We start from the raw sequence: 16,009 nt of genomic DNA, 5'->3' as shown, positions 1-16,009 counted from the left end.
CACCGGACAGACTGACGCACCATCAATTCCGGCGTCAACACCAGCGCATTAGGTTCAGTATTGGGATGCTCTAGACGATACAAGAGTGTATCAACCGCTAATTCGCCGAGTTCATCTTTAGGTTGGTGAACGGTAGTAAGAGGTGGAGACATATAGCGGGCCAGTTCAATGTCATCGTAACCAATAACTGCCATGTCTTGCGGAATAGAAAGTCCAGCCTGATAAAGCGCATGGTAAACACCAACGGCCATCGCATCATTACTGGTGAACACCGCTTCAGGTTTATCTTCCAGCGCTAACAACTGCTGCATAGCGCGATAGCCCGCTTCAAACTCAAAATCCCCGAAAATTTCATAATCAGCGGGAACGGATAGCCCTGCGAGCTGCATCGCCTGTCGATAACCTTCTAATCGGTTATAGGCTGTCGTCTTATCTTTCGGACCCGCAATGCAGGCTATCTTTTTATAACCACGGGAAATGAGGTAATTGGTCGCGATCTCTCCACCGAGCAGGGAGTTATCTTTAATGACATCCATGACGCCTTCAAAGGGTGCCCAATCCATCATGACCATAGGTATAGAAGGATAGCGGCTCATCATTTCAGGCAAGGGGCGATGGCTTTCCGTGCACATAAGTAATACGCCGTCGACCCGCTTTTGCAGCAGCGTTTCAAAGCTATGGCTCATTCTGTCGCGATCGCCTTCGGTGTTACACAGAATCAGGCTATAGCCCCGCTCATAACAACAGCGCTCTACGCCACGCACCACTTCGGCATAAAACGGATTATTACTAGCAGTAAGTAACATGCCGATGGTACGGGTCTGGTTTATTTTCAGACTTCTGGCCAGCGCAGACGGCGCATAGTTGAGATCCTCAACGGCCTTCATTACTTTTTCGCGAATGGTATCGCTGACAAAGCGATTGTTATTAATGACGTGAGATACGGTAGAAGTAGAAACGCCCGCAAGACGGGCGACATCTTTCATGGTGGCCAAAGATCACCCCTGGGTTTGCAAAAATGCGTCGATCTCTTCACGCCACGGGACAGAGGGCTGAGCACCTCGGCGAGTAACGGCTATAGCAGCTGCCGCATGGGCAAATTTTACTGCGGAGGACATGGGTTTATTTTCCAGCAATGCAGTCACTAACGCGCCATTAAACGTGTCTCCGGCGGCGATAGTATCCACGGCTTTTACACGATATCCCGGAATTCGCTGACCCTGACCGTTTTCACTTAACCATACGCCACGGCTACCCAATGTGATGAGCACCGTTTCGATACCTTTATCGTGAAGAACCTGTGCTGCGCGAGCCGCATCATCTTCCGTCTCAACGGTAATTCCCGTCAGGAACTGTGCTTCGGTTTCATTCGGCGTGATCATATTGACCAGCGATAACAGTTCATCGGGTAGCTCGCGAGCAGGAGCGGGGTTCAGAATCATTTTTGTTTGGTGTTCATGCGCGAGTTTAGCAGCCGCAATAACCGTTTCCAACGGCGATTCAAGCTGCATAAGCAACGCAGAAGCATCAATAATGTGTTGCTGATGACGATGAAGGTAATCAGGCGTCACCGCAGCATTCGCACCTGCGTTAATCGCAATCATGTTCTCAGCGTCGGCGTTAACAAAAATCAGCGCAACGCCGGTTGTTTCCCCAGAGATAACCTCAACGGCGGAAACATCAATATTATCCTTGGATAGCTGCAGGCAAATACGGGTGCCGATATCATCTTCTCCAACGCAGGCAATAAAGGCGATGTCTGCACCGCTTCGGCCAGCGGCAACGGCCTGATTGGCACCTTTCCCACCGAAAGCAACGCTATATTGCTCACCGATCACCGTTTCGCCCGGGCGGGGAAATTGCTCAAGATTGAGAATATGGTCAGCATTAATACTGCCCAGCACCACCAGCTTACCCGTTTTCATTATGTTGAATCCCGCTACGTTAATAATGCGCCACCACAAACGGGTGGCGCGAGCCCTGCTTTATTCTTTAATTATTTTGCAACCAGCTTAAGGTCAACCGGAATGATGGCCTGCGTTTTTTCGCCTTTCAGCACTTTCGCAGCGGTTTCAATACCAATCACACCGATCTGATCAGGACGCTGAGCAACGGTTGCAGCCAGTTTGCCTGACTCAACGGCCTTCACGCCATCCTGAGTACCGTCAAAGCCCACAACCAGCACATCTGTTTTACCTGCGGTTTGCAATGCACGCAGTGCGCCTAATGCCATTTCATCGTTCTGGGCAAATACAGCCTGAACGTCAGGGTGCGCGGTCAGCAGGTTCTGCATCACGTTCAGCCCTTTAGTACGGTCGAAGTCAGCAGGTTGGCTGGCCAGCATCGCGAATTTATTTTTCTCAGCAGATTTCATGAAGCCCGCCCCACGCTCACGCGCGGCAGACGTTCCGGCAATCCCTTCCAGTTGAATCACCTTGGCACCTTCACCCAATCTCTTGGCAATGAAGTCACCGGCAACTTTACCACCGAAGGCATTATCAGAAGCAACGTGGCTCACAACTTCACCACTGCTGGCAACACGGTCCAGCGTAATAACAGGGATCTTGGCCTGATTGGCCATTTTAATCGCATTACCTACCGCATCAGAATCGGTCGGGTTGATCAGCAGAACTTTGGTTCCACGCACCGTCAAATCCTGAACGTTAGCCAGTTCTTTTGCTGGGTTATTCTGGGAATCCAGCACAATCAGCTCGTAACCCAGTTTGTCAGCTTCTTTCTGTGCACCCTCTTTCATTGAAACAAAGAACGGGTTATTCAGCGTAGAAACCACCAGAGCAACCGTATCTTTGGCCAAGGCATTAGCACTGACAGTCGCGCTCAGCGCAACAGCGGAAACCAGAGTAGCCAGCTTTTTCATATTCATAACTCAATTCCTGTGTGAATGAAGGTTATTTACTGCTTTTGTTATCTACCAGAACCGCCAGCAAAATGACGACTGCTTTAACGATCATTTGGTAGTAAGAAGAAACACCTAATAAATTCAGTCCGTTGTTGAGGAAGCCAAGGATAAGTGCGCCGATCAACGTGCCAACGATACGCCCTTTACCTCCAGCCAGACTGGTTCCGCCCAATACTACAGCCGCGATGGCATCCAGTTCATACCCTGTACCCGCCGTAGGCTGTGCAGAGGACAAACGTGCGACTTCGATAATTCCCGCCAGGGCAGACAGCAGCCCACACAGTGAATAGACAATAATCTTGATTTTATCAACGCTGATACCAGACAAACGGGTTGCAGATTCATTGCCGCCCAGCGCATAGATATAACGCCCTAGTCGCGTATGGTGGAGCATGTACCAAGCCGCCGCGAACACGATAGCCATGATCCAGATTGGCGTCGGAATCCCCAACGGACGACCGATACCAAACCAGCCAAACGTATCTGCTACGTCGGAAAAGCCGGTATTGACCGGGCTGCCGTTGGTATAAACCATCGTCACACCGCGCAGTAACAGCATCATGACTAATGTAGCAATAAACGCCTGAACTTTGCCTTTGGAGACAATGACCCCCGTACCCGCACCAATCAGCGCACCCAGCGCCAGTGCGCCAAACACCGCCACCAGCGCATTGACTTCAAGCCCGACGATGGAAGCCGCTACGGCACCGGTCAATGCCAGCAGTGAACCCACCGACAAATCGATTCCCGAGGTCAGTATCACCAGCGTCATGCCAACGGCCATGATGGCGTTCACCGACGTCTGCTGAAGAATATTGAACAGGTTGTTCAGGGTAAAAAAGTTAGGGCTCATAGCGGACACAACCGCAATCAGGATCAGGAGCGCGATCAGCGATTTCTGCTCCAGTAACCACTCTTTGCTGAACCAGCGTTTTGCCGCGATAGATTGAGAACTCATGTCTGACTTACTCCTGCTTTGCGCCGTATTGCTTACCAACGGCCGCGGCCATCAGTGCTTCCTGGGTTGCTTGCTCAATAGGGAAATCACCGCTCAAGCGCCCTTCATGCATCACAATGATGCGATCGCTCATTCCCAAGACTTCGGGCATTTCGGATGACACCAATATGATGCTCAGCCCTTCTTCTTTGAATTGATTGATTAACTGATAAATCTCTTTCTTCGCCCCGACATCGACGCCACGCGTCGGTTCATCGAGGATCAGGACATTCGGGCGCGTCATCAGGCCACGGGCAATCGCCACTTTCTGCTGATTACCGCCGGAAAGCAGGCCGATAGGCTGCTCCATCGAAGGCGTTTTCACGTTGAACAGCCGAATAAAATCGGCAACCGTCAGTTGCTCTTCGGCGTGTTTCAGGCGACCGCCCGCATGGCTGAAATAGCGCAGTGCGGTTAAGGACATGTTTTCTTTTACCGACATGCCCAGCACCAGACCATCGCGTTTGCGATCTTCCGATATATAAACGATGCCGTTCGCCAAGCCATCCTGCGGTTTACGGGTCACCACGTCGCGGCCATCCAGCGTCACATTGCCGCCCGTACGCGGCAGTGCGCCGTAGAGAATCTTCATCAGCTCGGTACGACCCGCGCCCATCAGCCCCGCGACGCCCAGAATTTCGCCTTTTCGCACCGTAAAGCTGACGCGCTCTACGCCCGGCCCTGACAGGTTCTGCACCTTAAGGCGAACCTCTCCCGGCACTTTACTTGAACGCGGGTACTGATCTTCCAGCTTACGACCCACCATCATTTCAATCAGCGTATCTTCCTCTAAGTCACTGACCGGACGCTCGCCGATAAACTGACCATCGCGGAAAACAGTAATGTCATCGCAGATTTCAAAGATTTCTTTCAGACGGTGGGAAATATAGACAATGCCGCATCCCTGAGATTGCAGCTCTTTGATCACGCTGAATAGCGAAGCGGTTTCGGTATCCGTCAGAGCATCGGTAGGTTCATCCATGATGATGACTTTCGATTCAAAGCTCAGCACTTTGGCAATTTCTACCATTTGCTGATCGCCAATCGATAAATCCCCGACCATACGACGACTGTCGTAGCGCAGATTAAGGCGTTTCAGCAGCTTATCGGCTTCCGCATACATCTTGTTCCAGTCGATACGACCGAAGCGGTTGGTAAACTCACGGCCAAGGAAGATATTCTCGGCAATCGTGAGCTGGGGAATCAGGTTAAGTTCCTGATGGATAATACCGATACCTGCTTCCTGAGACGCTTTCGGCCCGCTGAAATCCACCTCTTGTCCCAGAAAATGGATGCTGCCGGCATCTTTACGATAGATCCCGGTCAGGACTTTCATCATGGTGGACTTGCCCGCACCGTTTTCGCCCACCAGCGCCATCACTTTTCCCGGATAGACATTGAGTGCCGCACCGGAAAGCGCTTTAACGCCGGGAAAAGATTTCGTGATGCCTTGCAGTTGCAGTAAAGGTTGCATTGATGCCTCAGAACGTTACGCCAGCACAAAGGATGACATTGGCATACGGAGAACACTCTCCGCTGCGAATGATCGCCCGGCTTTTGCCGCTTTGGGTTTTAAATTCTTCATGGCTAACATAGTGCAATGCAATTGAGTTTCCCTGGTGTTGTTCAAGTTGCTTCAATTGATCGAGTAATGCGTCATGGATTGCGGGGTTCTTTTCAATAATCTCTTCCGCCAGAATAGCGGCCTCGACCTGCATTTCGCTGGTGACAACGCTAACGACCTGCAAGAACGTCGGCACGTTATGCGTCAACGCCAGATCGATACGGGTCGTCGTTTCAGGAATCGGTAAACCGGCATCACCAATAACAAGGCTATCGGTATGCCCCAGTCGAGAAATCACGGAAGAAATATCTGAATTCAATAATGCTGCTTTTTTCATCTTCTCACCCCACCAGCGAAACGTTTCGCTAATAACATTCTAGAAAAAGAAGCAAGAAAGGCAATGAAGAGATAAAAAAAATGTGATCGCTATCGAAACGTTTCGCTAACAAAAAAATAAAGAGAACAAGAGGCCGTTATAGAAGGTTGATAAATAGAGAAATGGCGGGCAATGGCCCGCCACGAGGGAATTGAGGATAACGATTTAGAGTTTGCGAATCTGCTTCACATCCAGCTCGACGGAGTTGAAGTCTTTATCCAGCTCACCCTGAATTTCCACTTTGTCGGTGGGCGAAACCATCTGACCATTCCAGCGTTTGTGATCGATTTCGACTTCCATCGTGCCTGTCGCGTCGCGGAACAGGTAGTTTTCATCACCGATCCGTTTTTCAATATTACCGCTCAGCGTCACCCAACTGTCATCACGCAAATCTTTAGCTTTATCTACCGTGGTGAGGGAACTCTGTTGATCAATGAATCCCCCTTGATGTGTACCAACGGCTGGTGTTTCTGGGTTGACGAAACCACCGCCGCTTTGTGCGGCAAATACGGGTGCAGAAACCAGAGCGGTAATGGCAAGTAACGCAGCTGCTTTTTTCATGTTTACCTTCCTTATTTTTTCTGTTGTTTCACAGTCAACGGTTTCGCAGTCAGCCTGCGGGAGTAATCGGTCTTCGGGAAGGATTAAAGCAAACCGTTCTTAACAGAATCTTAAGGAGTCAGCGTTTACTTTCTTATTTTTTTATATTGCCGAAATCGCCCGATTTCAGCGATTTGTCCTGTACACACCGCCTCTCTATTTCGTATAAAACCGGAAAAGACATAAGCGCAACAGCAGTACATTCCCTGCGAGACCCCATGAGAATATTGTTAATCGAAGACGATCGCTTGATTGGTGACGGCCTGAAAGCTGGGTTAAACAAACTGGGCTTTAATATTGACTGGTTTATGGAAGGTAAAGCGGGTGCCGTGGCATTGAAGGCTGCCCCCTATGATGCGGTTGTGCTCGATCTCAGCCTGCCGGGCATGGACGGGATGGATATTCTGCGTCAGTGGCGTCAGGCGGGATATGATGAACCGGTGCTGATCCTGACCGCCCGCGATGCGTTAGAACAGCGCGTAGAAGGGCTACAGCAGGGTGCCGATGATTATTTATGTAAACCCTTTGCTCTGACAGAAGTGGCCGCTCGCCTGCAGGCGCTGATTCGCCGTCGTCATGGCCAACTGCAACCGACATTAACGCACGGCACAGTTTCCCTTGAGCCGGGATCGCGGAGCGTCACCCTTAACAATGAACCGCTGATACTAAAGTCTCGCGAACTGGCGTTACTGGAACTGTTTTTGCTCAATCCGAACCGCGTACTCACACGCGCGCAGTTGGAAGAAAAGCTCTATGGGTGGGACGATGATGTCTCCAGCAATGCGGTAGAAGTGCATATCCACCACCTGCGCAAAAAGCTGGGTGGCGGGTTTATCCGTACCGTGCATGGCGTTGGCTATATTCTGGGAGATGCACCATGAACCGACTCAGCCTGCGTTTACGCCTGATTGCGGGTTTCACGCTTCTGACGCTGATTTGCTGGGGCGTAGCCAGTTTGCTTTCGTGGTATCAAACGCGTCATAACATCAATGAGTTATTTGATACCCAGCAAATGCTGTTTGCTAAACGTCTTGCCACGATGAACCCCGATGAATTGCGAATTCAGTCGACTTCTCTGCCCAAAACCAAAAGTCTGGTACATAAGGATCGAGGCAAGCAGGACGACGATGCCCTAGCCTTCGCCATTTTTACTCGCGACGGGAAGATGGTGTTGAATGATGGTGAGAACGGCAAAGATTTCATTTTTGATTACCAGCGAAACGGCTTCACCGACGGCAAATTGCGCAATGACAACGACGCATGGCGCATCGTCTGGTTAACGACGGCAGATGATCGTTACGTGATCGCTGTCGGACAGGAATGGGAATACCGTCAGGACATGACGCTGGATATTGTAAAAACCAACCTGATGCCCTGGCTGTTCGCACTGCCGATCATGTTGGCGCTGCTGTTCTGGCTGGTCACGCGTGAACTCTCACCGTTAAAACGTATTACCGCCGAGCTTCAACAGCGTTCACCGGACGAAAGTACACCGCTGGCGACACAGCACATCCCTCAGGAAGTCCGCCCGCTGGTCAATGCATTGAACCACCTGTTTTCCCGCATCAGCGACATGCTGGTTCGTGAACGCCGTTTCACCTCCGATGCCGCTCACGAACTGCGTAGCCCTCTGGCAGCGTTGAAAGTTCAAACCGAAGTCGCACAACTCGCGCATGATGATGAAGCCATGCGGCACCATGCACTGGTCAATCTGGACAAAGGTATCGATCGGGCTACACGGCTGGTGGATCAACTCCTAACGTTATCGCGGCTGGATGCCGAATCATCCCCCGAAGGCATGCAGCCCGTTCTGTTTAATGACTTACTGCAACAGGCGGTGATCGCGCATTACCACACGGCGCAAACTGCGGGTATCGAACTGACGCTGGATTTACCAGCCCCCCCTGTTATCCGGCAAGGCCATCCGCTGCTGCTGACCCTGCTGGTGCGCAATCTGCTGGATAACGCCATTCGCTATAGCAATGAGGGAGGGACGGTAAGCCTGACACTAACAGAGCGGGGCTTTAAGGTTGCCGATAACGGACCGGGTATCAGCGATGAAGCGCTGGCAAGAATCGGCGAACGCTTTTATCGCCCGCCGGGGCAGGAAAAATCCGGCAGCGGCCTGGGGATTTCCATCGTGAACAACATCGCCACGCTGCACCACATGCGGGTCACGTTCACCAATCAGCCCGAAGGCGGGCTGATCGTGTCGGTGAATTGGTAACTATTATTCTCTCTATCTATACGTTAACGCACTGAGCAATATGGTTTCCCCAACAGGCAGCAACTCGCTGCTTGTTATTAGGGAAACACGGGGATGAGGTTCCCGCAGGGACGCCTCGCCCCGTGGTCGACCGTATATCTCGATCTTATCCCAACATAGCGCCCTAATCGTGGGATCACTTAAATCTCGACCTGTATCCCTAGCTCAATCAGCCTGTTCGGCGGTATTTCAAACTGATCCGCCGCCCGCAGCGCATTTCTGCTAAGCATCATGAATAGCTTACCGCGCAAGCGCAGATACCACGGGCGCTCACCGATAATCAGCGATTCATTGGACATAAAGAAAGACGTTTCCATCATTTGGCAGGTTAACCCATCCTGCCAGCAGCGCTGAAAGACCTCTTCCACATCCGGCGTCTCACGCCAGCCATAGTTGGCAATCACGCGCCAGAACGTCGGCGAAAGCTGTTCAACCGTCACTCGGCGAGCGTTCAATACATAGGGCGCATCCTCCGTTCGCATGGTCAACAGCACCACACGCTCATGCAGGATTTTATTGTGCTTAAGGTTATGCAGCAGTGCGAACGGAATCACGCGAGTCGCACGCGAGAAATACACGGCGGTCCCTGGCACACGCGTCGGCGGCGTTTTCTCCAGTGACGCAATCATGGCATCCAGCGAGTTACCATGCTCATGCAACCGGCGCAGCAGCCTGAAACGCTCGCTTTTCCATGTGGTCATGATGATAAACATCACCATACCCAGCGCTAGGGGTAGCCAGCCGCCAGAGAGGATCTTGACTACGTTTGCCAAAAACATCGGCACGTCAATAATCAGCAGGCCCGCCAGCAAAACCCACGCCAGATAGCGATTCCAGAGCCAGTTCTTCACCGCCACCGTACAGAACAGAATGCTGGTAATTACCATCGTGCCCGTTACTGCAATCCCGTAAGCCGCCGCCAGATTGCTCGAATGCTCAAAGCTGACAATCACGATGACGACCGCGATATAGAGCATCCAGTTAATGGCAGGAATATAAATCTGACCGGATTCCATATCTGACGTGTGTACGATACGCATCGGCGGTAGATAGCCCAGCCGCACCGCTTGACGCGTCAGGGAGAACACACCGGAAATCACCGCCTGCGAGGCAATAATTGTCGCCAGCGTGGCCAATATCATCAGTGGAATCAGCGCCCAATCAGGCGCCAGCAGGAAGAACGGGTTTTTGATGGCTTCCGGGTCTTTTAACAGCAACGCGCCCTGGCCGAAGTAATTTAACACCAGCGACGGCAGCACCACCGTAAACCAGGCAAGACGAATCGGGAATTTACCGAAGTGGCCCATATCGGCATACAGCGCTTCGACCCCAGTAATCGCCAGCACCACCGCCCCCAGCGCGAAGAACGACACCGCTTTATACTCGACAAAGAAGCGTACAGCGTACATCGGGTTCAACGCCTGCAAGACTTCGGGGTTAGCGATAATGCTGCGCGCGCCCAGGATACCAAGCGTTAAAAACCAAATCAGCATCACGGGAGCAAACAGCTTGCCGACGCTACCCGTACCGTGTTTTTGAATGATAAACAGTAATGTCAGGACGACAATCGAGAGCGGGACGATATAGCTGTCCATCGACGGCGCGGCGATTTCCAGCCCTTCCATCGCCGACATCACTGAGATAGCAGGCGTGATGACGACTTCCCCATAAAAGAAGCTGCCACCAATCAACCCCATGATGACCAGCACGGACGTCATGCGATCGGAGGTATTGCGCCCGGCTAGCGACATTAATGTCAGAATCCCACCTTCGCCTGCGTTATCGGCACGCATCACATAGGTCAGATATTTCAGCGAAACAACAAGAACCAACAGCCAAAAGATCAGTGAAAGAAAACCAAAGACCGAGTCAGGTTCGACCCCAAAACCAAACTGCCCTGATAAACATTCCCTTAACGTATAAAGAGGGCTGGTTCCTATATCTCCATAAACCACCCCGATGGCCGCCAGCGTGACAGCCGGAAGCGAACGTTTATGTTCTGAGCTCATAAACCTATCTTCTGTTGTTAATCAGTCCGCGAAGCGCGTCATTCACAGCAACTCGTCCAAAAGCGCACAGTATGCACAAATCAGGGTAAAAACCCATTTTTATTGTGCGGGCCATCTTCTACACCCTAAATAATTCGGGTTGCGGACAAAACGTTAACGTTTTGAACAACGCAAAGCGTTGGCCCTTTAGGACGATGCTCAGTTATGAGCATCGTAACGCGGCAAGCGAGGGACAAATTCGTCGGGAACGAATTTGACCAGCCAGCGGCTGGCCTTCGGTGAGAGACAGGATGTCTCTCATTTCATCCCGATGAGCTTACTCAAGTAAGTGATTCGGGTGAGTAAGCGCAGCCAACACACCTGCAGCTTGAAGTATGACAGGTGTATACGAAACATCCTGTAAAGGGTGGTTTATTGCTTACTTACCCCGTTAGGGTGAATAATCCGTAAAAGTATTCTAATAAAAATCTGTGATCTGCCGTTTATTATTACTATTGTCTTTCTGAAAGTAGGGTTTTTCTGAGACACCGCTTTCAGTAGAGCAACCAAATTCAAAAATAAACGATTTCAGTACATCACATCATGGGACTAACGGATTAATTATGCGTCAAACCGCGGCATTGGCTGAAAGAATTTCTCGCCTCAGCCATGCGCTAGAACATGGGCTCTACGAAAGACAGCACGCCATTCGTCTCTGTCTGCTGGCAGCGCTAAGCGGGGAAAGTGTTTTTCTCCTAGGGCCGCCAGGTATAGCCAAGAGTATGATTGCCCGGCGCCTTAAATTCGCTTTTCGTCATGCGAATGCGTTTGAGTACCTGATGACCCGCTTTTCCACTCCGGAAGAGGTATTCGGCCCCCTTTCCATTCAGGCATTAAAAGATGAAGGCCGCTACCAGCGCCTCACCGCCGGCTATCTGCCGGAAGCCGAAATCGTATTTTTGGATGAAATCTGGAAAGCGGGTCCCGCTATTTTGAATACCCTGCTGACGGCCATTAACGAACGACGTTTCCGTAATGGCAACAGCGAAGATACGATCCCCATGCGCCTGCTGGTCGCGGCCTCGAATGAACTGCCGGAGGCGGATGGCGGTCTGGAAGCGCTCTACGACCGAATGCTTATCCGTCTGTGGCTCGATCGCGTGCAGGAAAAACAGAATTTCCGTGCGCTGCTTGTGAATAACAGCAGCGATCGCGATAACCCCGTACCACCCGCCCTTAGCGTCAGCGATGAAGAGTACCAACAGTGGCAGAAGGATATTGAGCATATCGCATTGCCGGAGTTCGGTTTCGAGCTGATTTACACGCTGCGTCAGCAGCTCGATGCGCTGGAAAAGGCGCCTTACATTTCCGATCGACGCTGGAAAAAAGCCCTGCGCCTGCTTCAGGCCAGCGCATTTTTCTGCGGACGGGACACCATTACGCCGGTTGATATCATTCTGCTGAAAGACTGTCTCTGGCATGACCAAAGCACCTTAACACTCATCGAACACCAGCTTGAATTGCTGATTACCGAGCACGCCTACCAGCAGAAAAGTCTGCTGTTCCGGTTGCAACAGGCGAATACCAAACGTCAGCAATATCAGCGTGAACAAAGCGAATTACAGGCATTTTCGGTAGAGAAACAGGGGCACTTCCTTGGCCGGAAATTCCATTACACGTTGCCTGACACGATCGTCGCTGAAACGCTGGATCTGGTGCTGCAACGCCCGCTGATCCTGCACGATATTGAAGTCAATCACCTGATCATTGAAAAGAATGCTTTGCAAGGCTGGCTGCAAAAAGGGGGAGAAATCCGGGGCAAACTCAACGGCATCGGCTTTACTCAACGTCTCGATCTGCTGGTAGACGATCGCCAGCATCTGACGGTTCGCGATATCAGCCTGCAATCCTCCATTCTTTCTCTGCCAGAAAAGCGCGACTGTGCGCTGCCTGCCGACATTACCGATGAATATGAAAAGCTGAACATGCAGTTGCGCGAACAGCGCCGCTTATTCAGCCAGCATCAGCCTTGTCTGTTCGTCCCCGCTGAGTGGCTAGCTAAAATAGAAGCCAGCCTGCAGCAGGTTGCCGAGCAGATCCAGCAATCAGAGCAACAGGAATAACGCCGATGATCACGCTGGAATCACTGGAAATGCTGCTGTCTATCGATGAAAACGAACTGCTGGACGATCTGGTCGTCACGCTGTTGGCAACGCCGCAGCTCGCTTTCTTCTTGGAAAAGTATCCCAGCCTGAAGTCCGCGTTACTCAACGATCTTCCTCACTGGAAAGAAACCTTAAAGCAGCGCCTGCGCACCACGCAGGTACCGCCAGAGCTGGAAAAAGAATTTAGCTGCTACCAACGTTCACAATCGATCGACAACCAGGCTTTTCAGACACGCCTGCCTGCGATTATGGATATGCTGAACAACGTAGAATCCCCTTTTCTGGCACAGGCCTCACAGCTCATTACCTCTCCAGAGAGAACCTTAGGGCAGAAGATCACCAGTGGGCTCCACGCGCTCTTTCTGCAGCGCTGGCGGCTAAGCCTCACACTGCAAACCGTTTCACTGCATCAGCAGTTGATGGATCAGGAACGGGAAATCCTGCTGGATGAACTGCAACAACGCCTGACCCTCAGCGGCAAACTCGAACCTATTCTGGCCGAAAACGAAAACGCGGCCGGGCGGCTCTGGGATCTCAGCGCAGCGCAGCGTATTCATACCGATCCCCGCCCGTTACTGGATTTCGGTGCTTTCCTGCAACGCCAGCCCGCATTACAAAAACTGGCGGAACGCTTAGGCCGCAGCCGGGAAACCAAATCCATCCTCACGCAAGAGGCGCCACAAGAAGCCTTCCGGGTAAGAGTTCGAGAACCGGCCACCGTGCCCGAACAGGTCAGCGGCGTTCATCAGAGCGATGACATTTTGCGTTTGATGCCGACGGAGCTGGCCACGTTGGGCATTAGCGAACTGGAATATGAATTCTATCGTCGCCTGCTAGAGCATCGACTGCTGACCTATCGCTTACAAGGGGAGAGCTGGCGCGAGAAAATCACCGAGCGCCCCGTTGTCCATCAGCAAAACGAACAGCAGCCGCGTGGCCCGTTTATCGTCTGCGTCGATACATCAGGCTCGATGGGCGGCTTTAATGAACGCTGTGCCAAAGCCTTCTGTCTGGCGCTGATGCGCATCGCGCTCGCCGACAACCGCCGTTGCTACATCATGCTGTTTTCTACCGGCGTGGTGAAATATGAGCTTACGTCTGCGGACGGATTAGAGCAGGCGATACGCTTTCTCAGCCAGTCTTTCCGCGGCGGCACGGATATGAGCGCCTGCCTGTCAGCATTATTGGATAAGATGGATGATGCACTCTGGCATGATGCCGACGCGGTAGTGATTTCGGATTTTATCGCCCAGCGGTTGCCGGATGAGGTGGTAAATAAGGTGAAAAGCCGCCAGAAGCAGCTACAGCATCGTTTCCATGCTGTAGCGATGTCCGATCATGGCAAACCCGGCATCATGCACATCTTTGACCATATCTGGCGCTTTGATACCGGGTTAAAAAGCCGCTTAATGCGCCGTTGGCAACACGGCAAGGCTTATTAAAGCAGGCCAGAAACCGACTCACGCAGCGGCTGTGGCCATACGCCGCACTGAACCTGACCAATGTGTGGCAATTGCAGCAACAGCATGACCAGGCGAGACTGACCGATTCCCCCACCGATCGTTTGCGGCATTTCACCGCGCAGCAGCGCCTGATGCCATTCCAGCTTCAGACGTTCTTCATCCTGCGTCAGCGCAAGCTGGCGTGTTAACGCTTCCGCATCGACACGGATGCCCATTGATGAAATCTCAAACGCATCGTTCAGGACCGGGTTCCACACGACGATATCGCCGTTCAGACCTGCCAGTTCCTGCTCGCCTGGTGTCGTCCAGTCATCATAATCCGGCGCACGCACATCGTGAGAGTGTCCGCTGGACAGCTTACCGCCAATCCCAATCAGGAAGACTGCACCCAGTTCTTTAGCGATAGCGCGTTCACGCCCTTTAGCATCCAGATCGGGATAGCGCTGTAGCAGCGTTTCGGTATGCACAAAATGAATCTGTTCTGGCAGGAAAGGCTGAATGCCAAACGCCTGATGTACTGCCGCTTCCGTCGCTTTAATGCCCTGATAAATACGTGTCACCGTCGATTTCAGATACTCGGCATTGCGCTCGCCGTCCCCCATCACGCGCTCCCAGTCCCACTGATCGACATAAACCGAGTGGATCGGGCTCAGACGATCTTCGTCCGGGCGCAGTGCTTTCATGTGGGTATAGATACCTTCACCGAAGCTAAAGTCATACGCGCCCAGCGTTTTACGTTTCCATTTCGCCAGTGAGTGCACCACTTCAAATGTGGCATCCGGTAGGGCTTTAACCTTAACCTGCACCGCTTTTTCCGTACCGGACAAGTTATCCTGAGTACCATCACCGATACGGCTGAGAATCGGTGCCTGGACTTCAATCAATCCCAGAAGCTGCTCCAGTTGGCTGGAGAAGAAAGATTTAACGAAGCTGATTTGCTGTTGTTTTTCGATGTACTGCTTTTTCATTGCCGCGTCTCTTATTCATCGTATTTAGTTATTCATTAAGCAATAAAAACTGCCTGTCATTCAATAATCTTATGGATAAATTGCACTTGTGCTTTTAATCCGTCATTTTATAGCGGTATAAAATCATTATTCGATAAAATAGGGGGCTCAAAGTGGCAGAAATTTATCAGATCGATAATCTCGATCGCGGCATTCTTTCCGCCTTAATGGAAAATGCACGCACGCCTTATGCCGAACTGGCAAAACAATTTTCCGTCAGTCCAGGTACGATCCACGTTCGGGTGGAAAAAATGAAGCAGGCGGGCATCATTGTCGGTACACGTCTGGATGTGAATCCAAAACAGCTGGGCTACGACGTATGCTGTTTTATCGGCATCATTCTGAAAAGCGCCAAAGATTATCCCTCCGCGCTGGAGAAGCTGAACAATCTGGAAGAAGTAGTCGAGGCCTACTACACCACTGGGCATTACAGCATCTTTATTAAGGTCATGTGCCGCTCGATCGAGGCGCTACAACATGTGCTTATCAACAAGATCCAAACAATTGATGAAATTCAGTCCACTGAAACGCTGATCTCCCTGCAAAACCCCATCATGCGGACGATCGCGCCGTAATGCTTTTTTCCTATACCCATATTATCCACAGGTAGATCCCAGCCAGATCACAGCGTACAATGTCCCGTCTTTTATCGGATGGGATCGC

The 16,009-nt window shown here is 51.6% G+C and carries 14 protein-coding genes; 5 read left to right on the top strand and 9 right to left on the bottom strand.

Annotated elements, in window-relative coordinates:
- The 7 genes from rbsR to K7X24_RS12885 all read right to left on the bottom strand — a co-directional run.
- The coding region (gene rbsR, locus K7X24_RS12915) for a ribose operon transcriptional repressor RbsR (RefSeq protein WP_224555223.1) at nt 1-995 on the bottom strand (995 nt) is incomplete at its 3' end.
- Between the two features lie 3 nt (nt 996-998).
- Nucleotides 999-1,925 carry a ribokinase gene (gene rbsK, locus K7X24_RS12910; protein WP_224555221.1) on the bottom strand — a complete coding sequence of 309 codons (927 nt, stop codon included), beginning with the start codon at nt 1,923-1,925 and terminating at the stop codon, nt 999-1,001.
- Between the two features lie 71 nt (nt 1,926-1,996).
- The gene (rbsB, locus tag K7X24_RS12905; protein ID WP_224555219.1) at nt 1,997-2,884 is read right to left on the bottom strand and encodes a ribose ABC transporter substrate-binding protein RbsB; all 888 of its coding nucleotides are present in this window, start codon (nt 2,882-2,884) and stop codon (nt 1,997-1,999) included.
- Nucleotides 2,885-2,909: 25 nt separating this feature from the next.
- The gene (gene rbsC, locus K7X24_RS12900) at nt 2,910-3,878 is read right to left on the bottom strand and encodes a ribose ABC transporter permease (RefSeq protein ID WP_224555217.1); all 969 of its coding nucleotides are present in this window, start codon (nt 3,876-3,878) and stop codon (nt 2,910-2,912) included.
- Between the two features lie 7 nt (nt 3,879-3,885).
- Nucleotides 3,886-5,391 carry a ribose ABC transporter ATP-binding protein RbsA gene (rbsA, locus tag K7X24_RS12895; protein ID WP_010300119.1) on the bottom strand — a complete coding sequence of 502 codons (1,506 nt, stop codon included), beginning with the start codon at nt 5,389-5,391 and terminating at the stop codon, nt 3,886-3,888.
- A 7-nt stretch (nt 5,392-5,398) separates the two neighbouring features.
- The gene (gene rbsD, locus K7X24_RS12890; RefSeq protein ID WP_103943320.1) at nt 5,399-5,818 is read right to left on the bottom strand and encodes a D-ribose pyranase; all 420 of its coding nucleotides are present in this window, start codon (nt 5,816-5,818) and stop codon (nt 5,399-5,401) included.
- 204 nt (nt 5,819-6,022) lie between these two features.
- A complete protein-coding gene (locus K7X24_RS12885; protein ID WP_010300116.1) occupies nt 6,023-6,418 on the bottom strand; it encodes a YgiW/YdeI family stress tolerance OB fold protein in 396 nt (131 codons plus the stop codon).
- 257 nt (nt 6,419-6,675) lie between these two features.
- Between K7X24_RS12885 and qseB the strand changes: the two genes are divergently transcribed.
- Both qseB and qseC read left to right on the top strand, forming a co-directional pair.
- Entirely contained in the window at nt 6,676-7,338 is a 663-nt protein-coding gene (gene qseB / locus K7X24_RS12880) for a quorum sensing response regulator transcription factor QseB (protein ID WP_224555215.1), read from the top strand.
- On the top strand, nt 7,335-8,684 hold the full coding sequence (qseC, locus tag K7X24_RS12875; RefSeq protein ID WP_224555212.1) for a quorum sensing histidine kinase QseC: 1,350 nt from the start codon (nt 7,335-7,337) through the stop codon (nt 8,682-8,684). Before qseB ends, qseC begins: the two co-directional genes overlap by 4 nt.
- Nucleotides 8,685-8,863: 179 nt before the next feature.
- On the opposite strand, the gene kup is transcribed toward qseC, so the two are convergent.
- The gene (gene kup / locus K7X24_RS12870) at nt 8,864-10,732 is read right to left on the bottom strand and encodes a low affinity potassium transporter Kup (RefSeq protein ID WP_039533588.1); all 1,869 of its coding nucleotides are present in this window, start codon (nt 10,730-10,732) and stop codon (nt 8,864-8,866) included.
- Between the two features lie 602 nt (nt 10,733-11,334).
- On the opposite strand from kup, the gene ravA reads away from it, so the two are divergent.
- Nucleotides 11,335-12,834, top strand: coding sequence for an ATPase RavA (ravA, locus tag K7X24_RS12865; protein WP_130623271.1), 1,500 nt, complete (start codon nt 11,335-11,337; stop codon nt 12,832-12,834).
- Between the two features lie 5 nt (nt 12,835-12,839).
- Nucleotides 12,840-14,318, top strand: a complete 1,479-nt coding sequence (gene viaA, locus K7X24_RS12860) for an ATPase RavA stimulator ViaA (RefSeq protein ID WP_130621345.1) — start codon at nt 12,840-12,842, stop codon at nt 14,316-14,318.
- On the opposite strand, the gene asnA is transcribed toward viaA, so the two are convergent.
- Nucleotides 14,315-15,307, bottom strand: a complete 993-nt coding sequence (gene asnA / locus K7X24_RS12855) for an aspartate--ammonia ligase (RefSeq protein ID WP_010681470.1) — start codon at nt 15,305-15,307, stop codon at nt 14,315-14,317. The two genes, viaA and asnA, sit on opposite strands and share 4 nt — an antisense overlap.
- Nucleotides 15,308-15,459: 152 nt before the next feature.
- Here asnA and asnC point away from each other — a divergent pair, with 152 nt between their 5' ends.
- A complete protein-coding gene (gene asnC / locus K7X24_RS12850; RefSeq protein ID WP_010300103.1) occupies nt 15,460-15,921 on the top strand; it encodes a transcriptional regulator AsnC in 462 nt (153 codons plus the stop codon).
- Nucleotides 15,922-16,009 lie beyond the last annotated feature (88 nt).

This window comes from Pectobacterium versatile (assembly GCF_020166435.1).
Classification (GTDB): domain Bacteria; phylum Pseudomonadota; class Gammaproteobacteria; order Enterobacterales; family Enterobacteriaceae; genus Pectobacterium; species Pectobacterium versatile.
The sequence above is the reverse complement of the archived record's forward strand: the minus strand, read 5'-3'. Positions and strand labels throughout refer to the sequence as shown.